The organism is Desulfovirgula thermocuniculi DSM 16036, assembly GCF_000429345.1.
In the GTDB taxonomy this organism is placed as follows: Bacteria; Bacillota; Desulfotomaculia; order Desulfotomaculales; family Desulfovirgulaceae; genus Desulfovirgula; species Desulfovirgula thermocuniculi.
Map to the genome: position 1 here is coordinate 41827 of NZ_AUBR01000005.1, position 20437 is coordinate 62263.

At 61.3% G+C, this 20437-nt stretch carries 17 protein-coding genes; 12 read left to right on the plus strand and 5 right to left on the minus strand.

Annotated features, from left to right (window positions below):
• Positions 1–8 precede the first annotated feature (8 nt).
• On the plus strand, positions 9–422 hold the full coding sequence (locus G454_RS0101935; RefSeq protein ID WP_027717237.1) for a chemotaxis protein CheW: 414 nt from the start codon (positions 9–11) through the stop codon (positions 420–422).
• Positions 423–500: 78 nt separating this feature from the next.
• Positions 501–2222 (plus strand): ABC-ATPase domain-containing protein, encoded by a 1722-nt coding sequence (locus G454_RS0101940; protein ID WP_245574277.1) that lies wholly within the window; start codon positions 501–503, stop codon positions 2220–2222.
• Here the strand turns inward: G454_RS0101940 and G454_RS0101945 are convergent.
• Positions 2219–2593 (minus strand): YlbF/YmcA family competence regulator, encoded by a 375-nt coding sequence (locus G454_RS0101945; RefSeq protein ID WP_027717239.1) that lies wholly within the window; start codon positions 2591–2593, stop codon positions 2219–2221. The two genes, G454_RS0101940 and G454_RS0101945, sit on opposite strands and share 4 nt — an antisense overlap.
• Before the next feature lie 4 nt (positions 2594–2597).
• Positions 2598–3938: a tRNA (N6-isopentenyl adenosine(37)-C2)-methylthiotransferase MiaB gene (gene miaB, locus G454_RS0101950; RefSeq protein WP_027717240.1), complete on the minus strand. Its 1341-nt coding sequence runs from the start codon at positions 3936–3938 to the stop codon at positions 2598–2600.
• Between the two features lie 115 nt (positions 3939–4053).
• Here miaB and mutS point away from each other — a divergent pair, with 115 nt between their 5' ends.
• From mutS to hfq, 7 genes are read left to right on the plus strand one after another with little or no spacing between them, the layout of a single operon-like run.
• Positions 4054–6690: a DNA mismatch repair protein MutS gene (mutS, locus tag G454_RS17280; RefSeq protein WP_051275764.1), complete on the plus strand. Its 2637-nt coding sequence runs from the start codon at positions 4054–4056 to the stop codon at positions 6688–6690.
• A 9-nt stretch (positions 6691–6699) separates the two neighbouring features.
• Positions 6700–8391, plus strand: a complete 1692-nt coding sequence (locus G454_RS0101960) for a hydantoinase/oxoprolinase family protein (protein ID WP_027717241.1) — start codon at positions 6700–6702, stop codon at positions 8389–8391.
• Entirely contained in the window at positions 8388–9758 is a 1371-nt protein-coding gene (locus G454_RS0101965; protein WP_027717242.1) for a histone deacetylase family protein, read from the plus strand. Before G454_RS0101960 ends, G454_RS0101965 begins: the two co-directional genes overlap by 4 nt.
• A gap of 2 nt (positions 9759–9760) precedes the next feature.
• Positions 9761–11503, plus strand: a complete 1743-nt coding sequence (mutL, locus tag G454_RS0101970) for a DNA mismatch repair endonuclease MutL (protein ID WP_027717243.1) — start codon at positions 9761–9763, stop codon at positions 11501–11503.
• A 17-nt stretch (positions 11504–11520) separates the two neighbouring features.
• Entirely contained in the window at positions 11521–12312 is a 792-nt protein-coding gene (locus G454_RS0101975; RefSeq protein WP_027717244.1) for a class I SAM-dependent methyltransferase, read from the plus strand.
• A 15-nt stretch (positions 12313–12327) separates the two neighbouring features.
• The gene (gene miaA, locus G454_RS0101980; RefSeq protein ID WP_245574278.1) at positions 12328–13290 is read left to right on the plus strand and encodes a tRNA (adenosine(37)-N6)-dimethylallyltransferase MiaA; all 963 of its coding nucleotides are present in this window, start codon (positions 12328–12330) and stop codon (positions 13288–13290) included.
• A gap of 33 nt (positions 13291–13323) precedes the next feature.
• Complete coding sequence (gene hfq, locus G454_RS0101985; RefSeq protein WP_027717246.1) at positions 13324–13563, plus strand: RNA chaperone Hfq; 240 nt, start codon at positions 13324–13326, stop codon at positions 13561–13563.
• A 37-nt stretch (positions 13564–13600) separates the two neighbouring features.
• Here the strand turns inward: hfq and G454_RS0101990 are convergent, their stop codons facing one another.
• The 3 genes from G454_RS0101990 to spoVK are packed head-to-tail and all read right to left on the minus strand — an operon-like array spanning position 13601 to position 16656.
• Positions 13601–14494 (minus strand): selenium metabolism-associated LysR family transcriptional regulator, encoded by an 894-nt coding sequence (locus G454_RS0101990; protein ID WP_027717247.1) that lies wholly within the window; start codon positions 14492–14494, stop codon positions 13601–13603.
• A 2-nt stretch (positions 14495–14496) separates the two neighbouring features.
• Positions 14497–15738 (minus strand): methionine gamma-lyase family protein, encoded by a 1242-nt coding sequence (locus G454_RS0101995; protein ID WP_027717248.1) that lies wholly within the window; start codon positions 15736–15738, stop codon positions 14497–14499.
• 15 nt (positions 15739–15753) lie between these two features.
• On the minus strand, positions 15754–16656 hold the full coding sequence (spoVK, locus tag G454_RS17285; RefSeq protein WP_245574281.1) for a stage V sporulation protein K: 903 nt from the start codon (positions 16654–16656) through the stop codon (positions 15754–15756).
• A gap of 204 nt (positions 16657–16860) precedes the next feature.
• On the opposite strand from spoVK, the gene G454_RS0102005 reads away from it, so the two are divergent.
• From G454_RS0102005 to G454_RS0102015, 3 genes are all read left to right on the plus strand, one after another.
• On the plus strand, positions 16861–18447 hold the full coding sequence (locus G454_RS0102005; protein WP_211229902.1) for an ATP-binding protein: 1587 nt from the start codon (positions 16861–16863) through the stop codon (positions 18445–18447).
• A gap of 18 nt (positions 18448–18465) precedes the next feature.
• Positions 18466–19155 (plus strand): response regulator, encoded by a 690-nt coding sequence (locus tag G454_RS0102010; protein WP_027717250.1) that lies wholly within the window; start codon positions 18466–18468, stop codon positions 19153–19155.
• 173 nt (positions 19156–19328) lie between these two features.
• On the plus strand, positions 19329–20324 hold the full coding sequence (locus G454_RS0102015) for a TRAP transporter substrate-binding protein (protein ID WP_211229903.1): 996 nt from the start codon (positions 19329–19331) through the stop codon (positions 20322–20324).
• Positions 20325–20437: the final 113 nt, after the last annotated feature.

Genomic DNA, 20437 nt, shown 5'->3' on the forward strand with positions numbered 1-20437 from the left:
GCTTGTAAATGAGCGGGGAACAACAGGTGGTTATCTTCCAGCTAAACGACCAGCAGTATGCCCTGCCCGTGCAGGAAACCCAGGAAATTATCCGCATGACCGGCATTACCCGCGTCCCCAATACAAAGAGCTATATAGAGGGGATTATAAACTTGCGGGGGACTATCTTACCCGTGATTAACCTCAACAAGCGCCTGGGCCTGCCCGCGCAGGAGTACACCGAGGCCACCCGTATTATTGTGGTAGAGCACGAGGGCCAGAAAGTGGGCATGATTGTGGATAACGTGCTGGAGGTTGGCCAATACAGCCCGGAAGAAATGGACCCGCCTTCCGTGGCCGGCGAGGGGATGGACTACCTGCGCGGCGTCATCAAAAAGGGCGACCGCCTCTGGTTGCTGCTTAACCTGGAGCGCATCCTGTGAGCGGCAGAAATTTGCCCTTGCGGTGCGCTTGCCCCGCGCCTGGCGCCCTGGTCCTTTTGGAGCAAGGAGGTTATGAGTTTGCCGGGCAAGGAAACGCTGCACAAGATCCTTTTGGAAATAAATGGCCGCGGTTATGGTGCCTACAAGTCCATAGCCGGTTCTTACGAGTTTGATTTTTACACCCTGTACATCGACCACGTGCAGAGCGACCCCTTTGCCCCGCCCAGCCGCATGCGGTTGAGGGTGGCCCAGGAGCTGGCCGGCTTCCCGCGCGAGCTGTATTTTACCCGCCCGCGGCGGGTGGCCCTGCAGGATTACCTCCTGCGCCGCTTTGCCCGGGCCGTGGAAACTCACTCCCGGGGCCACCGGGGGACGGGGAAAAGCGGCTTGATCCTGGTGGACCGCTGCGGGCAGGAGATCCTGGAGCGCACCGGGGCGGTGGTTAACGGGGATTATGTAGAGATCCGCTTTGCCGTTGGTCTGCCCTCCCGCGGGCGCACCATCAACGCCCGGGAGGCGGTGGACATCTTTTTCCGGGAGCTGCCGGCCATAGCCGGCGAGGCCCTCTTTTACCGGAAGCTCGATGCCGGGGACGTCAGGCGGTACGTGGATCTGGTGGAGGACCAGGAATTCCTGCGCTCGCGGCTTAAAGAGCTGGGCCTGGTGGCCTTTGTGGCCAACGGTTCCGTGCTCCCCCGCGAAAGCGGTGTCAGCGACCGGCCGTTGACAGGGGGCCGGGTTATTCCCTTCGTCTCGCCGCCGGAACTGGAGGTGACCCTGGAGCTGCCCCATGCAGGGAGGGTAACCGGCATGGGCATCCCGCAGGGGGTTACCCTCATTGTGGGAGGGGGTTACCACGGAAAATCCACCCTCCTGCGGGCCCTGGAAAGGGGGGTGTACAATCACATACCCGGCGACGGGCGCGAGCTGGTGATTACCGTACACGATGCGGTAAAGATACGCGCCGAGGACGGGCGGAGCGTGGAGAAGGTAGACATCAGCCCGTTTATCAACAACCTGCCCTTCGGGCAGGACACCCGCGCGTTTTCCACCGCCAGTGCCAGCGGGAGCACTTCCCAGGCCGCCAACATTGTGGAGGCCCTCGAGATGGGCACCTCCTTGTTGCTCATCGACGAAGATACCAGCGCCACAAACTTTATGATCCGGGACGGCCTGATGCAAGAGCTTGTATCCAAGGAACACGAGCCCATCACGCCCTTTATAGACCGCGTGCGCCAGCTTTACGAGAACATGGGCGTCTCCACCATCCTGGTGGTGGGGGGCGCCGGGGATTACCTGGCGGTGGCCGACCGCGTGATCATGATGCAGAACTACCGGCCCCTGGACGTCACGCGGCGGGCCAAAGAAATCGCCCGGCGGTATGGCGGCAACCGGCGCGTGGAAGTGCGGGACGAGCTGACCGGGGTAACGCCGAGGATACCTCTGCCGCAGGCTTTTGCTTTGGAAGGCCGGCAGAAGGTGAAGGCCAGGGGCACGGAGGAGATTGTCTACGGCTACATGGACATCGAGCTACAGGCCGTGGAACAGCTGGTGGACCCTGCTCAGGCCAGGGCCATAGGAGAGATCATCCGCTATGCGGCAAAGCGGTACATTGACGGCAGGCGGACCCTGCGGGAGGTGGTGGAGGCGGTACTTGCGGATATTGAGCGCGACGGCCTGGACGTGGTTTCGCCCTTTAAAGGACAGCACCCGGGGGACTTGGCTCTCCCCCGGGCACATGAAATTGCCGCGGCCATAAACCGCTACCGCCGGCTAAAAGTCCGGCAAAAACTCGGCTAGCCGCACTCATCGCAGCTGTCGCAACAGCCGGAAGCGCAGGCAAGGGATGACGATATGGCGCGGTCAATTATCTTATTGACCTCGTCCAGGAGCTTTTCAAATTCCTGCTGGGCGCGGATGTACTCCGCAATGAGGGGGTTGTCCAGCATCCGCCTTTCCAGGCTTTCCACTTCTGCTTTCTGGCTAGCGGTGAGGTTGAAGCCCTGGGACTGTAGCATGCGGAAAAGCCGCTGCTTGTGATTAAATTCTTCAATTATTTCCCGGGCGGTGGTGTCCTGCAGCATGGCCTGCTGCGCGCTGACCATGGCTGCAAGCTCGCGGGAACGGGCAATTTCCTCCCCCAGCTCCTGGGCCTTTTCCCTTACGGACATTTTTTCACCTCCCTTCCAGGGCCAACTCACCCTCCAGGTGGGTAAGCTTTGCGCCGGTGATGGTGACACGGACCAGCTTTCCGGCCAGCTCCCGCGGGCCGCTAAAAATGACCAGGCGGTTGGTGCGCGTGCGCCCGCTAAGCTTTTCCGGGTTGGTCTTGCTCTCCCCTTCCACCAGCACCTCCTCCAACCGCCCTATAAAGGAGCGGTTGCGGGCCAGGGTTATTTCGTTTTGCCTGGCGATGAGTTCTTGGATGCGCCTGCTCTTTACATCTTCCGGCACCTGGTCCGGGAACGTGGCCGCCCGGGTACCGGGTCGCGGGTTGTAAACAAAGGTAAAGGCGGCGTCAAACTGCACCCTTTCCACCAGGTCCATGGTTTGGGCGAAGTCCTCCTCCGTCTCTCCCGGGAAGCCCACCATGATGTCCGTGGTGATGGAGACCCCGGGGATGGCCCGGCGGATGCGCTCCACGAGCTCGAGGTAATAGGCGCGGCTGTAGCCCCGGTTCATGAGCGCAAGGATGCGGTCGCTGCCCGCCTGCACGGGCAGGTGGATGTGCTCGCAAACGCGCTCGCAGCGGGCCACGGTGTCAATAAGCTCCTGGGTGAAGTCCCGGGGGTGAGAGGTGGTAAAGCGGATGCGCCAGAGCCCGGTTATGCCGTTTACCTCCTTCAGCAGGCGCGCGAAATTAATTTCTCCTCCCAGGTCCCGCCCGTAGGAGTTGACGTTTTGCCCCAGGAGCGTGACTTCCCGGTACCCTTCTTCCGCCAGTTGCCTGATTTCGCGCAAGATGTCCTCGGGACGGCGGCTGCGCTCCCGCCCGCGCACATAAGGCACAATGCAGTAGGTGCAGAAGTTGTTGCAGCCGTAGGTGATGTTCACCCACGCCCTGATCCTGGAAGCCCGGCGCACGGGCAGGTTTTCGACTACTTCCCCTGCCTCCTCCCAGACCTCCACGATCCTTTCGCGGCACTCCTGCACGGCCAGGAGCAGTTCGGGCAGGCGGTGGAGGTTGTACGTGCCGATAATCAGATCCACTTCCGGAAAGCGGTTTTTGATTTTCTGCGCCATGCCCGGCTGCTGCACCATGCACCCGGCAACGCCAATGATGGGCTTCTGCCTGCCCTTTTTTAAACGGGCCAGGCGACCGAGGAGGCCGAGGATTTTATTTTCCGCCGTTTCCCGCACGCAGCATGTGTTGACCAGGATTACATCTGCCTCGGCGCTGTCTTCCACTTGCTGGTAGCCGAGAGATTCCAGCATTCCGGCCATAACTTCCGCATCGTGGTCGTTCATCTGGCAACCGAAGGTAATTACCCGGTAGGTCGGTGCTCTTCCCGCCACGGCAGATCCCTTCCCGTTGTTCTTTCGTATTATAACCCATTTCCCAGGTGGGTGCAAATAAATTTTCCTGGGCCATCTTCCTTTATGCTATAATGGTGGCCAGGAGGGGATGCGGGTGTCGTATACCCCCATGATTAACCAGTACCTCCAGATTAAGAAGAACTACCCCGATGCCATCCTCTTTTTCCGCCTGGGAGACTTTTACGAGATGTTCTTTGAGGACGCCCTCGTGGCCTCCCGGGAACTGGAAATCACTCTCACCGGGCGCGATGCCGGGTCCGCAGGCAGGGTGCCCATGTGCGGGGTGCCGTACCACACGGCAGACAGCTACATAGCCAGGCTGGTGGAAAAGGGCTACAAGGTGGCCGTGTGCGATCAGGTGGAGGACCCCGAAGAGGCCAAAGGGATTGTCCGCCGGGAGGTAACCAGGGTGGTAACTCCCGGCACTATTATGGACTACCTTGAGGAGAAGAGGCACAATTTCCTGGTCGCCGTGGTTGAGGGGGCTGCCGGTGACTTTGGCCTGGCGGTAACCGACATTACCACCGGCCTGTTTATGGTCACGCAGCTGGCGGGCCGGGAGGCGCTGCTGGACGAGCTGCTGCGCCTGGAGCCCGCGGAGGTGCTGCTGCCCGAGGGCGAGGAGCGGCACGAATTGGCCGAATTTTTGCGCCAGAACCTAAAGGGCGCGGCCATCTCCTTCTGGAGCGAGGGCGCCTTTGAGCCGGAAAGGGCGGCGCGCCGCCTCCAGGAGCAGCTGGGGATGTCCTGGAACCGCGCGGGTCTGGCCGGCCTGCCCCTGGCCGTAAGGTGTGCCGGCGGGTTGCTCGATTACCTGAAGGCCACCCAGAAGAGGGAACTGGCGCAAATTAATCAGGTTGAGGTGTACAGCGCCGGCCAGTTCATGCACCTGGACAGCGTCACCCGCCGCAACCTGGAGCTAACGGCGTCCCTAAAGGATGGCTCCCGCTGGGGGACGCTGCTGTGGGTGCTCGACCACACGGTTACGGCCATGGGGGCGCGCCTCCTGAAGTCCTGGGTGGAGCGTCCCCTGCTGGACCTGGCGGGGATTTGCGCCCGCCAGGAAGCGGTGGAGGAGCTGGTTAACGGGGGTATAGTGCGCCAGGAATTAAAGCAAATCTTAAAGGAAATTTACGACCTGGAAAGGATTTCTTCCCGCATTGCTTACGGCAGTGCCGGGCCCCGCGATCTACTGGCCCTAAAGAATTCCCTTGCCGTCCTCCCCTCTCTAAAGGCCATTCTCTCCCGTCAACAAGCCCGGCTCTGGCAGGAGATAGCCGAAACCCTGGACCCCCTCGAGGATGTAGCCAGGCTCATCGGGGAAGCCATCAGCGAGGAGGCACCTCCCGGGCCCAAGGACGGGGGGGTAATCCGCAGCGGCTACCACCCCGAGGTCGACCGCTTGCGGCAGGCAAGCCGGGAAGGTAAAAACTGGCTGGCCGAACTGGAGGCGCGGGAAAAGGAGCGCACCGGCATCCGCTCCCTCAAGGTGGGTTACAACAAAGTCTTCGGCTATTACATAGAGGTAACCAAGCCCAACTTGCACCTGGTACCCCCCTATTACCTGCGCAAGCAGACCCTGGCCGGGGCCGAGCGCTTCATCACCCCGGAGCTAAAAGAGTTAGAGGAGCAGATTCTCGGCGCGGAGGAAAAGCTGGCCAGGCTGGAGTACGAAATCTTTACGGCCATCAGGCAGGAAGTAGCCGGGCAGGTGCGGCGCATCCAGCAGACCGCCGCAGCCGTGGCACAGGTTGATGCCCTGCTTTCCCTGGCCGAGGCGGCGGTAAAGGGCAATTACGTGCGCCCCCTGGTGAACAACGGCACCCGTATTGTCATCCGGCAGGGCCGCCACCCGGTAGTGGAGCAGGTGCTGGGGCCGGGAGAGTTTGTGCCCAACGACGTGGAGCTGGGGGGCGACACCCGGCTGATCATCCTCACCGGGCCCAACATGGCCGGAAAAAGCACCTACATGCGCCAGGTGGCCCTGCTGGTGCTCATGGCCCAGGTGGGGAGCTTTATACCTGCCTCCTACGCGGAGATCGGCCTGGTCGACCGCATTTTTACGCGCATAGGGGCCAGCGACGACCTGGCCGGGGGTCAGAGCACTTTTATGGTGGAAATGAGGGAGTGCCAGTCCATTATCAAGGCAGCAACCCCCCGCAGCCTGATCATCATGGACGAGGTGGGGCGCGGCACCAGCACTTACGACGGGATAAGCATCGCGCGGGCCCTGGTGGAGTACATAGTCCAGCGCATCGGAGCGCGGACCCTCTTTTCCACCCACTACCATGAACTAACTTCCCTGGAATCCCTTCCCGGAGTAAAAAACTTTACCGTGGCGGTGGAAGAGAACGGCGAAGAAATTGTCTTCTTGCACCGGGTACGCGAGGGAAAGGCCGACCGCAGTTACGGCATTCAGGTGGCCCGGCTGGCGGGCCTGCCCGCAGAAATCCTGCGCCGGGCGCAGGAGGTGCTGAAGGAGATGGAGGGCCGGGCCGGGGATTCACGCCGGCAATCCCAACCGCACAGCGGCCAGAAGGTAATCCTGGCGCGCCATCCTGTCCTGGAAGAGCTTTCCCGCCTGGACCTTTGGCAGATCACACCCCTGGAGGCCCTCAACATCCTGGCTTCCTGGCAGAAAAGCTTAAGGCAGGAGGTAGGGCGGGCCGGTAACCGCGGGAGTAAGAAAAAGCCTCTCCCCGGCATGACGGGACTTTTCGGCAGGGAGTGAAGTGCTAGCATGCACATCGGCATCGACGTGGGCGGGACTTTTACGGATGCCGTGCTTATGGACAAAGGGCTAGTCAAGGCAGTGGCCAAGATACCCACGAGCAGGGACCTTCTGACCTCCCTCTTGCAGGCCCTGGATGCAGTCATGCAGGGGGTGGGGGGAGAACAGGTGGAGAGGGTGGTCTTCAGCACAACCCTCATCACCAACATGATTGCGGAAAAAAAATACGACCCGGTTGGCCTCATCCTCATCCCCGGGCCGGGATTGGACATCGGCCTTTTCCGCTTTCCCGGGGAAGTGCGGGTGGTCCAGGGAGCCATTGACTATCGTGGCCGCGAGATAATTCCCCTAAACATGGAAGAGGTCGACCGGGTGGCAGACGACCTGGCTGCCAGGGGTTACCGGAAGGTAGCCGTAGTAGGAAAGTTTTCCTGCCGCAATTACCTGCACGAGAAAAAGGTGGCCGAGCGCATCCAGCGGAGGTTCCCGGAGTGGAAGCTAGAGCTGGGACACCAGGTTGCCGGGCAGCTGAATTTCCCCCGGCGCGTGGTTTCTACCTACCTTACCTGCGCCACCAGGGAAAAATACCGCTTTTTTGTGCAATCGGTACAGGAGGCCATCGGGCAGCGGGGCATCAGGGGCAAGATATTTATTCTTAAGGCGGACGGGGGGACCCTCCCCCTGGAGGGCTCCCAGGAAGTGCCCATGGAGACCATTTTCAGCGGGCCGGCGGCCAGCACACTGGGCGTGCAGGCCCTGTTGCCGCCCGGGGAAACGGCAGTGGTGGTGGATATAGGGGGCACCACCACCGACCTGGCCCTCATTTTAAGCGGCCAGCCCCTCCTGGCCTCCAAGGGGGCGAAAGTGGACGACATGTTCACCCACGTCAGGGCACTGGCCGTGAAATCGGTGCCCGTGGGCGGGGACAGCGTGGTGGAGCGCGTGGGCAGGGATATCATCCTTTACTCGGAACGCCTCGGCCCGCCGTACTGCCTCGGGGGTCCCATGCCCACGCCCACCGACGCCCTGCGCGTGCTGGGGCTGACAAAGCTGGGGGATCCGGAAAGGGCCCGGCAGGCTATGAACTTGCTGGGCGCTCCCTTAGGTCTATCTCCCGAGGGAGTGGCGGAGCGGATCATCAGGCAGGTGGTGGAAACCGTTGTCGAGGAAATTGAAAATATGTTTTCCAGCTGGGAACAGGAGCCTGCCTACAGGGTATGGGAGGTTTTGCAGAAAAAGAAAGTGCGCCCGGGTACGGTAGTGGGAGTCGGCGGGGGAGCCCCGGGCTTTATCTCACAAATTGCCGCCCGTCTGGGCTGTTCGCCCGTGATCCCGCCGTACGCTCCTGTAGCCAACGCCATTGGGGCTGCGGTGGCCCGCCCCACCATCCAGATTACCCTCCGCGCCGATACCGAGCAGGGCTACTATACGGTAAATGAGGAGGGATTCCAGGGCCAGCTGGACGATCCCGCCTTTAACGAAGAAAAGGCGCTTAACCTGGCCAAGAGGTGGCTGGCCTGGCGGGCCAACCGCTACGGGCTGGAGAACAGCGTGCAGGAAGTGGAGCTGCTCAGGAAAGAAGTTTTCAATATGGTGCGGGACTGGGTTACGGTGGGGCGCCTGATAGACATCACCATCCAGACCCCGCGGGGCATACTTTACCACGTCGGGGGAGGAAGGGAAAGGGGGGTGGAGGAGTGAGAGGCAAGAAAACGGGCCTGGTTTTCTTCCCCGCCTTTGACTGGGCCATTTCGCCCACCCACCCCGAGAGGGAGGAGCGGCTGCTTTACACGCGGGACCAGATTTTTGAAGAAGGGGTCCTGGACCTGCCGCAGATAAAAGAGTATGCCCCCCGGCTGGCTACCGTTCACGATGTGGCCCGCACGCATTTTTGCGTTCCCCGGGTGCAGAGCCAGGTTACGGAAGCCCACCTCATTGCCGCCGGTTCGGCCCTGCTGCTGGCCGATGCGGTGGTCAGCGGGGAGATTAAGAACGGTTTTGCCCTGGTCAGGCCTCCCGGCCACCATGCCATGCGCGTGGTGCACGGCAACCGGGGGTTCTGCAACATCAACAATGAGGCCATCCTGGTGGAATACCTGCGCCGGCACCACGGGATAAGGCGCATTGCCATTGTGGACTCCGACGTGCACCACGGTGACGGTACCCAGGACATTTTCTACCACGATCCCGACGTGCTCTTCATTTCTTTCCACCAGGACGGTCGCACCATTTACCCCGGAACGGGATTTCCCCACGAGCTGGGGGGCCCCGGGGCCTACGCCCGCACCATAAACATTCCTCTTCCGCCGGGCCTCGGGGATGAAACATTTCATTACGTGGTGGATAACCTCATCCTGCCCATCCTGAGGGACTTCCAGCCGGAATTCATTATCAACTCTGCGGGCCAGGACAACCACTACACCGACCCCCTGGGGAGCATGCGCTTCACCGCCTGGGGGTACGCGGAGTTTACTTCCAAGCTTAAGCCCCACCTGGCCGTGCTGGAGGGCGGTTATGCCATTGAAACGGCCCTCCCGTACGTCAACCTGGCCATTTTGCTGGCCCTGGCCGGGCTGGACTACTCCCGCGTGCGGGAACCGGACTGGCCGGGAGCCGTAAAGGAGAACCCGGACCGCGTGTCGCGGGTCAAGCGGATGGTAGACCAGCTCCTCAGGGTCTGGGAAGAGCGGGACAATATTGACATAGAAAAAATCTTTGGCCGCGGTCCCTTTTATGAAAGGCAAAAGAAGATCTTCTACGATACCGACTACATTGAAGAAGAGCAACTGGAAAGGGTGCGCCGCTGCCCCAGCTGCCCCGGCTACATTACCGTTGACTCCCAGGGGGTGAGGGGCTACAGCTACTCCACAAGGGTCTTCTGCGTTTCCGTCCCCTTTCAGGCCTGCGGCGCCTGCCAGGCGGAAGCTTACGATGCCTACGAACGGGCCAAGGGCCTGGACGTTTACCAGTACGTTTACCTCCAGGATAAATCAACCGATACGTTTTTCTCTTTCGAGCGGGATAAGAAACGGGAGTGGGTCTCCGAAGGACCGAAGGTGGGGGAGTAAATTTGCCGCGCATTGTGGTTCTGGACGAGGCAACGGCCAACCAGATTGCCGCCGGTGAGGTGGTGGAGAGGCCTGCTTCCGTGGTCAAGGAACTGGTGGAAAACTCCCTGGATGCAGGGGCTACCGCCGTCTACGTGGACATTGAGGAGGGCGGGCTGCGGCGCATTGTGGTGCGCGATAACGGCTGCGGCATGGACGAGGAGGATGCCCGCCTGGCCCTGCTCCGCTACGCCACCAGCAAGATAAGGAGCGCCGCAGACCTGCACCGCATCACTACCCTGGGCTTTCGCGGTGAGGCCCTCCCGAGCATTGCGGCGGTATGCAGGATGACCATCAAGACCCGTCCGCCGTTTATGGAACACGGCACGTTCCTGCGGGTAGAGGCCGGGAAGGTGGTGGAGAGCGGGTCGGTGGCCATGGCGCCGGGCACGGTAATAACGGTGGAAGATCTTTTCTATAATACACCGGCACGCAAAAAGTACCTGAAAACGCCGGCCACCGAGGGGGGACTGGTGGGGGACTGCGTGGGGCGCCTGGCCCTTGCCCACCCGGAGGTGGCCATGCGCTTTTTCCATAACGGCCGCCAGGTCCTGGCCACTTCGGGGTCGGGGGACATGCTGGAGGTCGTGGCGGCAGTATACGGACTGGACCTGGCCCGCGAGATGATCCGGGTGGAGGACAGGTCGCTGGAATGGCTGCAGGTAGAGGGTTACGCGGGAAGGCCCGGCATTCACCGCAGCTCCCGGCGCCACATTGTGACTATTGTTAACGGGCGCTACGTGCACTGCCTCCCCCTGGTCAATGCCATATGCGAGGCCTACCACACCATGCTCCCTGCCGGGCGCTACCCCGTGGCCGTAATTGCCGTCTCCCTGCCCCCTGCGTTGGTGGACGTGAACGTGCACCCGGCAAAGCTGGAGGTGCGGCTGGCGCGGGAAAAAGAGGTTTCTCGGGCCGTAACCGCCGCCGTGCGGGCCGTGCTGCAGGGCAGCCGCCGGAGTATACCGGGGGTGATCATGCCGGAAGGCGTTAGCAAGGCGGATCCCGGCCCGGGGCAAAAGGGAAGCGCAGGGATGCGGGCCGGCCTGCAGGCGGACCTCTGGCAGCTTGGCGAGGCGGCTCCGGCGTACCGGGCCGCCCCACCTCCCTTCCCCCAATTGCACTACCTGGCCCGGCTGGGGCCCGCGTACCTCCTGGCCGCCGGCCCCGACGGGCTCTATATCGTGGACCAGCATGCCGCCCACGAGCGCGTCCTTTATGAGAAGTACATGGAAGAGCTGACATCCCGGGGGAGAATAGGTATTCAAAGGCTGGCCGTCCCCCTACAGGTTGCCCTGACTTACGGGGAGGCCAGCGTGCTGGAGGAGCACAGGGAGCTGCTCTACTCCCTGGGCTTCGAGCTGGATTTTTGGGGGCCGGGGACCGTGGTGCTGCGCGGGGCCCCTGCGGGGTTCCCGGGGGAAGTGGGAGAGACTTTTTTGCGGGATGTGGCCACGGCCCTGGAAGAATGGGGGAGGCTCCCGCCCGGGGAAAAGCTTTACCAGCGCCTCCTTTCCCAGCTCGCCTGCAGGATGGCCGTAAAGGCCGGGGAGGAAATGGCAGAGGAAGCGGCGCGCTTTCTTTTAAGGGAACTGGCCGCCGCGCAAAATCCTTTTACCTGCCCCCACGGGCGCCCCACCACCATCCATCTCTCATACCGGGAGCTTGAGCGCCGCTTCGGGCGCTCGAGCAACAGGCCCGGGTAAGAAGGGGGAGCGCTTGGTTGGACGCTGCGGGATACGTGGTTACCACCGGGCGCAGGCCGGGGCCCCAGGAGCTTTCCCTGGCGGCATGGTTTGCCCGGCGCCTGTGTGCCCCTCTCGTGCCGCGGGAAAACCTGTCCCTTAAAGCCTTGGAGGAGAAGTACGGCGCCCGGGGGGTCCTGGTGGTGGCACAGCGCAGGGCTTCTTTTTATACCGGGGGGGTGGAGGTCTTTTTTCACCCCAGCATGGCCAAGCTGCGCATAGCGGAGATAAAAACTGGGAAAACTGACCAGATGGTTAAAGCCATGGACTTGCGCCCGGGTGAGGAGGTCCTGGACTGCACCCTGGGCCTCGGCGTGGATGCCATCGTGGCCTCCTTTGTGGTGGGGCCGGCGGGGCGCGTGGTGGGCGTGGAATCCTCTCCTGTGCTGGCGGCGCTGGTGGAGCACGGGCTCGGGTACTACTGCGACCGCCTGCCGCGGGAGGTGCTGGAAGCCATGCGGCGCATCGAGGTAATTTGCGGCGACCACCTGTCTTACCTTAAGGGGCTTCCCGCGGAAAGCTTTGACGTGGTTTACTTTGACCCCATGTTCCGCGAGCCCCTTCACCGCTCGCCGGCCATTGGCCCCCTGAGGGCGCTGGCCAATGACGCGCCGCTGGCCCGGCAGGCGGTGGAAGAAGCGGTGAGGGTGGCCAGGCGGCGGGTGGTGATGAAGGAAAGGAGGGGGAGCCGGGAATTCGCCCGCCTGGGATTTACCTGCGTGCAGGGCGGCAAGTCCTCTCCGGTGGCCTACGGGGTAATTGAAAAGTGAGGGGGTATGGGGCAGGTGGAGAGGCCGGTACCCCTGGTGGTGATCGTGGGACCCACGGCGGTGGGGAAGACGGCCGTTGCCGTGGAGGTGGCCAAGAAAATAGGCGGGGAGATAGTTTCCGCGGACTCCATGCAGGTATACCGCTACATGGATATAGGGACGGCCAAGCCCACGGAGGAGGAGAGGCAGGGTATCCCCCATCACATGATTGACGTGGTCGACCCTGCGGAGGCTTACAGCGTGGCCCTGTACCAGGCGCAGGCGCGGCGCTGCATTAGAGAAATATGGGAGAGGGGTAGAGTTCCCCTCCTGGTGGGAGGGACAGGCCTTTATGTGAAAGCGGTGCTTGAGCCCCTCCACTTTGCCGGGGCCGGTGTGGACGAGGCCTTCCGGCGCCGTATGTGCGCGGTGGCGAGGGAAAAAGGCCCTCTGGCCGTGTACCGGCTGTTAAAGGAGGTGGATCCGGAAGCGGCGGAGCGCATCCACCCGCACAACGTAAAGAGGGTCATCCGCGCCCTGGAAATATACCACCTCACGGGGCGCCCCATGTCGCAGCGCCTGCAGGAGCTAAAGGAGGACCCTCCCCCTTACCGCGCGGTGCTTTACGGCCTGACCATGGAGCGGGAGAAGCTTTACCGGCGCATTGAGGCGCGGGTGGACGAAATGTTGCAGAGGGGGCTGGTGGAAGAGGTGAGGGGGCTCTTGGAAAGGGGATACGGTCCGGGCCTTGTTTCCATGCAGGGGCTGGGTTACAAGGAGATGGCCGCTTACCTCCGTGGCCTGTCTACCCTTTCCGAAGCGGTTTACCTCTTAAAGAGGAACACCAGGCGCTTTGCCAAGCGGCAGTTTACCTGGTTTAAAAAGGACGGGCGCATATGCTGGATAGATGTGGGGAACTATTCCTCCATAATGGAAGTGGTACAGGAAATTACCACCGGCGCAGAAGGAGTATTGAAGGAAGCGTCGAAAAGCAATTAGAAAGAAAAAATTACCGCCAACGGAGGGACCTTCATGAGCAAGGTGCAAATTAACCTGCAGGACGCCTTCTTAAACCAGGCAAGAAAAGAAGGAGTGCCCGTTACCGTTTTTTTAATTAACGGCTTCCAGCTAAAGGGAGTTATCAGGGGCTTTGATAATTTTACCGTCATCCTGGAAAGCGACGGCAGGCAGATGATGATTTACAAGCACGCCATCTCCACCGTTAGCCCGATGCGGCCAATGAGCAACACCTTTTCCGAACCAAAGGCATAGATAAAGGCAGAACGGTCTCTCCGTTGGAGGGGCCTTTTTATTTGGGACCGGCAGTTAAAAACTCGAAAAAGGCGGCGGCGGCATAGCTGCGGGGCCAGCTGGAAGGGCGCACCAGGTAGAGCTTGCGGCAAAGGTTTATTCCCCTCACCCCTACCAGGTAGACGTTTCCCAGCGCAATGGGCTCGGCGGCGGCCAGGGCCGAGACCAGGCTCACCCCTAACCCGGCCTGTACGGCGGTGATTACCGCCCTGGTGCTGCCCAGCTCCATTACCACCCTTGCCTTTTCCAGGCTGCGGCCTGCAGCCGCTATCTGGGCTTCCAGCGTGCGGCGGGTTCCCGACCCGGGTTCCCGCAGTATCAACGGCTCGGCCAGGAGTTCGTCCAGGTCTACCTCCTTCCTTTTCCGGAAGTGGTGCTCCGGCCCCACAATGAGCACCAGGCAGTCGTCCTGCCAGGGCGTGTACTCCACCTCCTGCTCCTCGATGATGGCCCCGGTGATACCCAGGTCCACCTCCCTTTCCCTCACCCAGCGCACGACTTCCCTGCTTCCGGCAATGCGCAGGCTTACCTCCACCCCCGGGTAGAGTTCGTGGAAGCGGCCGATGTAAAGGGGCAAAAGGTATTCGCCGGGAATGGTGCTGGCGCCCAGGTGGAGGTGCCCCCTCTTTAGCCCTTTTAGCTCCTCGAGGGTTTCCCGGATGCGGTAGTAGTGCTGGAGGATTTGCCTGGCTTCGGGGTAAAAGAGGCGTCCCGCTTCGGTCAGCTCCACCTTCTTTTCGCTGCGGTGGAAAAGGGTGGTGCCCAGGCTCTCCTCCAGGGACTTTATTTGAAAGCTAATGGCCGGCTGGCTCATGAAAAGCTGCTGGGCGGCACGGGTGAAGCTTTGCAGTTCGGCCACCCGCACGAATGCTTCCAGCTGCTTGATGTTCATGCCTATCCCACCGCCAGAACCGCCCGGGCAGCAGAGATTACCGCCAGGCGCACGTATTCCTTGGACAGTCCGCCCTGCAGGTAGACGGCATAGGGCTCCCGCATGGGGGCATCCGCGCTGAGCTCAATGGATGAGCCCTGCACGAAGGTACCGGCGGCCATGATCACCCGGTCGCCGTAGCCGGGCATGTCCACCGGCTGGGGAAGAACATGGGAATCGACCGGGGAGGCCTGCTGGAGGCCCTGGCAGAAGGCCACCAGGCGCTGCGGGGAGCCGAGCAGTATGGCCTGCACGATGTCCGTGCGCTTTTCTTGTGCCCGGGGCGTCACTTTAAAGCCCAGCCTTTCAAAGAGGCGCGCGGCAAAGACGGCTCCCTTGAGCGCCTCCGCCACCACGTGGGGGGCCATAAAGAGGCCCTGGAAGAACAGCCGCTGGTAATCGGGGCTGGCTCCCACCTCGCCGCCCAGCCCGGGGGCCGTAAGGCGCGCGGCGGCCATTTCCACGTATTCCCGGCGCCCGGCCACGTAGCCCCCGGTAGGGGCCAGGCCGCCGCCGGGATTTTTAATGAGCGAGCCTGCCACCAGGTCCGCTCCCACGGCCGTGGGTTCAAGCTCCTCTACAAATTCGCCGTAGCAGTTGTCCACCACCACCACCGCGCGGGGGCACTTCTTCTTTATCGCCGCAATCAGGCCGCCCATTTCCTCAACGCCGAGGGAGGGGTGCAGGCTGTAACCGCGGGAGCGCTGCAGGAGCACCACACGCGTGCGCGGCCCCAGGGCGCTTTCTATGGCCGCGGCGTCCAGCTGCCCGTCCGGCAGGAGGTCCACCTGCCTGTAGGTGACCCCCAGTTCCTTGAGGGAACCGGGGGCGTTACCGCGCGTGCCGATTACCTCCTGCAGGGTGTCGTAGGGGAGCCCCTGCACAAACAGCAGCTCGTCCCCCGGGCGGAGCACGCCAAAAAGGCAGAGGGCAATGGCGTGGGTGCCGCTGACTATCTGGCTTCTTACCAGGGCCGCTTCGGCCTGGAAGCACCTGGCAAAAAGCTCGTCCAGGGCCTTGCGTCCGGCGTCGCCGTAGCCGTAGCCGCTGGAGCCCCTGAGGTGGAACTCGCTGACACGGACCTCCTGGAAGGCAGAAAGCACCCGCTGGTGGTTTTTGCGCGCCACCTCCTCTATGCGGCGGTAGTAGGGCTGTACCTCTTCTTCCACGGCCTCGGCCAGGCTAAAGAGCTCGCTTGGCCTCAACTTTCCCGGCTCCTTTCAGGCTTTTATTTCCAGGCGCTCGTGTTCCCTGGCCCGGAGGACGTCCTCCCTGGTGATGGTCATCAGCTCTTCTTTGGTAACGTGGGGTTTACGCACCAGGCGCACCGCCTGCTGGCGGATGGCCCGCTCGATGAGGTTGCGGACCAGGCGGGCGTTCCCGCTGTGCACGTGGGCGGCCCTGGTTTCCTCCAGGATAAGGCGCAGCTCTTCCCGGGCCCCGCTGGAAAGGCGGTACTGCCGCTTCTGGAGCATTAAATCGGCAATGGCCAGGAGTTCGGTGATGGTATAGTCGGGGAAAGTGATGTGGATGGGGAAGCGGGAACGCAGCCCCGGGTTGCACTCCATGAACCACTCCATCTCGTGACGGTACCCGGCCAGGATGAGGATGAGGTTGTCCTTGTGGTCCTCCATGCTCTTCACCAGCGCATCAATGGCCTCCCTCCCAAAATCTTTTTCCCCGCCCCTGGCCAGGGAATAGGCCTCATCGATAAAGAGGATGCCTCCCAGGGCCTTCTTAATTTGCTCCCGGGTTTTTTGCGCCGTGTGCCCGATGTACTCGCCCACCAGGTCGGCTCTCTCCACCTCCACCAGGTGGCCCTTGGGTAAAACGCCCATTTCTTTAAAGAGGCGGCCGATGATCCTGGCCACGGTGGTTTTGCCCGTCCCCGGGTTGCCTTTAAAGACCATGTGCAATACCTGTGGCTCGGTAAGCAGCTTTTCCTTTTGACGGCGGCGCTGGATTTCAATAAAAGCGTAAATTTCTCCTACCAATTTTTTTACCTCAACCAGGCCCACCAGGGAATCAAGTTCTTTCATTATCTCGCGGACGTTTTTTTGCCTTTGCTCTTCCCTGTCATAAGCCCTTTCGCCGCTTTCCGGGCTGTTGGGCCACAGCCTTATTTTAACCAAGGCAGACCCACCTCGCCAGGTGTCTCTGTGGGCATTGCTTTTTAAAATTATACGTCCCGCAAGGTGAGGCACAGAATGGGCACCGGTTGAGGCTTTCCTGCTTTTCTCAAGCGCGGCAGAGAGGTATTGGGGGGTCGGACAACGAATTAATCGTAATGTTTAACTAATTCCGATAAGAGCGGGGGGAGCCCGCACTTGGGCCTGCAGCGGCGTTTCCTGCCTTTACGCACCAAGCTGGCCCTTTTATCCTTTGCCTCCGTGCTCCTGGCCGTGCTGGCGGCGGTAATTTTAATTGCCGTGAAGGTTTCCTATTTGCTGGAAGAGGAGATGGGCATGCGGGCCCTGGCCATTGCCCGCACGCTGGCCCAGCTGGAAGCCATACAAAATAACGTGGGGCACCCAGGCGGCTTTCAGGTAATACAGCCCATTGCGGAAAAAACCAGGGCCGCCACCGGGGTGGCCTACATCGTGGTGGTGGACATGGAAGGGGTGCGTTACTCGCACCCCTCGGCAGAGCGCATAGGGGGGAAGTTTGCCGACCCGGACCTGGAGCCTGCTTTTGCCGGGCGGGAGTACGTGAGCCGCACCACAGGGGTAATGGGGCCGGCGGTGAGGGCCTTTTCGCCCATTAAAGTGGACGAGGGGACAAGGCAGGTGGGGGTGGTGGTGGTGGGCATCATCACCCCCACCCTTGCGGAAATCTTCCGGGCCATCCAGTCCCACTTCTACCCCTCACTGGCCCTGGGCCTCTTGGCCGGTCTGGCAGGCGCCCTTTTTCTGGCCAGCCGCATTAAGGGAGCCATGTTCAGCCTGGAACCCGAAGAAATTGCCCGCATGCTGGAGGAGCGCACGGCCATGCTGCAGGCCATGGGAGAGGGCATACTGGCCATCGACCGTGACCAGCGGATAACCCTGATTAACGAAGAGGCAAAGCGCCTTTTGGGCACGGGGGAAGAGGTGGTGGGGAGATCCATCCGCGAAGTGCTGCCGGACAGCTTTTTACCCCGCGTGCTGGAAACCGGGCAGCCGGAGTTCAATCAAGAGAGGGTAATTAACAACGTGGTGCTCATCGTCAACCGGGTCCCCGTGCGCGTTAAGGGGCAGATCGTGGGTGCGCTGGCTTCCTTCCGCGACCGCACGGAGGTCCACCGTTTGGCCGAAGAGCTTACGGGCGTGAAGAGCTTCGTCGAGGCCCTGCGGGTGCAGAACCACGAATATTTAAACCGCCTGCACACCATTGCCGGCCTCATCCAGCTGGGCCGCACGCAGGAAGCCCTGGATTTTATTTTTGCCGTGACCGAAGAGCAGGAAGAGCTTACCCGCTTGCTGACCAGAAATATCTGCAACTACAGCATTGCCGGCCTCCTCCTGGGCAAGTACACCCGGGCTAAAGAGCTGAAAGTACAGCTGCACATTGACCGCGCGACCCGCCTGACTCGCCTCCCCCCGCGCATGGACGCCTCTACCCTGGGAGTGGTCGTCGGCAACCTGCTGGAAAATGCTCTGGAAGCGGCGCGGGAGGCCGGGCCCGACCGCAGGCGCGTGGAATTCCGCATGTGGGAGGAAGATGGAGCGGTGCAAATCCTGGTGCGCGACTGGGGAAAGGGGATTCCCGCCGCCCTACAGGAGCGCGTCTTTGAGCAGGGCTTCTCCACCAAAGGCATGGGGCGGGGAATCGGCCTTTACCTGGTTAAAAAGCACGTTGAAACGGCGGGAGGCAGGATATTCCTGGACTCCCGGGAGGGGGAAGGTACGGCAGTTCTGGTATGCATCCCACAGTAAACAAGAGGTGAGAAGCCAGTGGGTAAAATAGGTGTGCTGATTGTCGAAGACGATCCCATGGTCGCCGAAGTTAACGCGGGCTTTGTCGGTGCCGTGCCCGGCTTTGAAGTGATAGGCGTGGCGCGTACGGGCAAGGAGGCGCTGGATCTCGTTGCCTCCCAGGGCCCCGCCCTGACCCTCCTGGATGTTTACCTGCCGGACATTCACGGCCTGGAGGTGCTTCTGGAGATCCGCCGCCAAAAGCTGCCCACCGACGTCTTGCTGGTTACCGCTGCCCAGGACGTGGAAACTATCCAGAACGCCTTCCGCTACGGCGCGGTGGATTACATTGTCAAGCCCTTCAAGTTCGGCCGCTTGAAGGCGGCGCTGGAGGGTTACGCCCTCCTTTACAACCGCTTAAAAAGCGAAAAGCAGCTTGGGCAGGATGAGATCGACCGCCTGGCCCTCAGCCGGACGCCCCTGCTCAATGCCGAGGGCCGGGAGGGAGAGGTGCCCAAGGGGCTAAACGAGGTGACGCTAAAGCAGGTTCTCCTCTACCTCATTAAGGACGGCGGCGCCCTTTCGGCGGAAGAAGTGGCCGCCGCGCTCGGCCTGGCCAGGGTTACCGCCCGCCGCTACCTGGAGTACCTGGCGCATTTGGGGAAGGTCAGCCTCGAGCTGCAGTACGGCTCCGTGGGCAGGCCGGTAAAGCGCTATAAAGCGGTGTGAGAACAAAAAGACCATAAAAACCAATAAGACCTTATTGTTGCCCGCAGGAAAAGTCGAAAGTTAAAATTTAAGAGAGTTATCAGAAAACTAGTTAAATTTTATGCTCTCCGGGGGGTCCAGCGCTGGGGTCGATGAGCCGGAGAGGAATGACGGGGTGTTTAATAATATTTGCCTTGCTGGCCCTGTTGCTGGCTGGCTGTGACCGGCGCGGGCCCGATGGGGAGCAGGTGAACCCGAGGGAAAAAATCATCATTAAGTTTTCCCATGTGGTGGCCGACGACACGCCCAAGGGGCAGGCGGCCCGCCGCTTTGCCCGGCTGGTGGAAGAACGCACCGGGGGCCGCGTGGAGGTGCAGGTGTTCCCCAACTCCACCCTTTACAAGGACGGGGAGGAGCTGGACGCGCTGATGGACGGGCGGGTGCAGATGATTGCCCCTTCCACGTCCAAGCTGGGGAGCCTGGCCCCGCAATGGCAATTGCTCGACCTCCCTTACCTTTTTGAAAGCGAAGAGGAAGTTCACCGCGTGCTGGACGGGGAGATAGGAAGAAAGCTTTTTGCCACCCTGGAAGGCTATAACATCCATACTCTGGCTTTCTGGGACAACGGCTTTAAACAGATGACCAACAGCAAAAGGCCGCTGGTTTACCCGGAGGACTTCCGGGGCCTCACCTTCCGGGTTATGATTAACAGCCGCGTGCTGGAGGAGCAGTTCCGCCTCCTGGGAGCAAGCGCGGTGCAATTGCCCTTTAACGATGTCTACCAGGCGCTAGCTGGTGGCCAGGTGGACGGACAGGAAAATACCATGTCCAACATTTACTCCCAGCGGTTTTACCAGGTGCAGCCGTACCTCACGGTAAGCAACCACGGCTTTATCGGCTATGTGGTCCTGACCAACGCCGGCTTCTGGCAGTCCCTCCCGCCGGACGTGCGCCGGGTGATCGAGGAGGCCATGGCGGAGGTGACCGCCTGGGAGAGGGAACAGGCGGCGCACTTAAACGAAGAAAACTTCAAGCAGGTAAAGGAGAGCGGCCAGGTAAAGATCCACGTGCAGACGGCAGAAGAAAAGGCGCGCTGGAAGGAAGCGCTGGCGCCCCTTTACCAGAAATTCAGGGGTATGCCCGGCGGGGAGCTGCTGGACGAGGTCTTAAAGGCCAAAAGAGCCCTTTAGGTATTCCGCGGCAAGTTTGCAAAGGAGGTGATGGGGCGGCAGCAGGTTAGAATAAGGATACGGAAAGGTTTTAATCTTGCCAATTAAAAGGTTTATGAAAATTTTTGCTTAAG

Excerpts from the sequence above, each read along its gene's own strand:
- G454_RS0101990 (WP_027717247.1), bottom strand. The coding sequence starts at position 14,494 with ATGAACATCAAGCAGCTGGAAGCATTCGTGCGGGTGGCCGAACTGCAA.
- hfq (WP_027717246.1), top strand. The coding sequence starts at position 13,324 with ATGAGCAAGGTGCAAATTAACCTGCAGGACGCCTTCTTAAACCAGGCA.
- G454_RS0101935 (WP_027717237.1), top strand. The coding sequence starts at position 9 with ATGAGCGGGGAACAACAGGTGGTTATCTTCCAGCTAAACGACCAGCAG.
- G454_RS0101945 (WP_027717239.1), bottom strand. The coding sequence starts at position 2,593 with ATGTCCGTAAGGGAAAAGGCCCAGGAGCTGGGGGAGGAAATTGCCCGT.
- G454_RS0101960 (WP_027717241.1), top strand. The coding sequence starts at position 6,700 with ATGCACATCGGCATCGACGTGGGCGGGACTTTTACGGATGCCGTGCTT.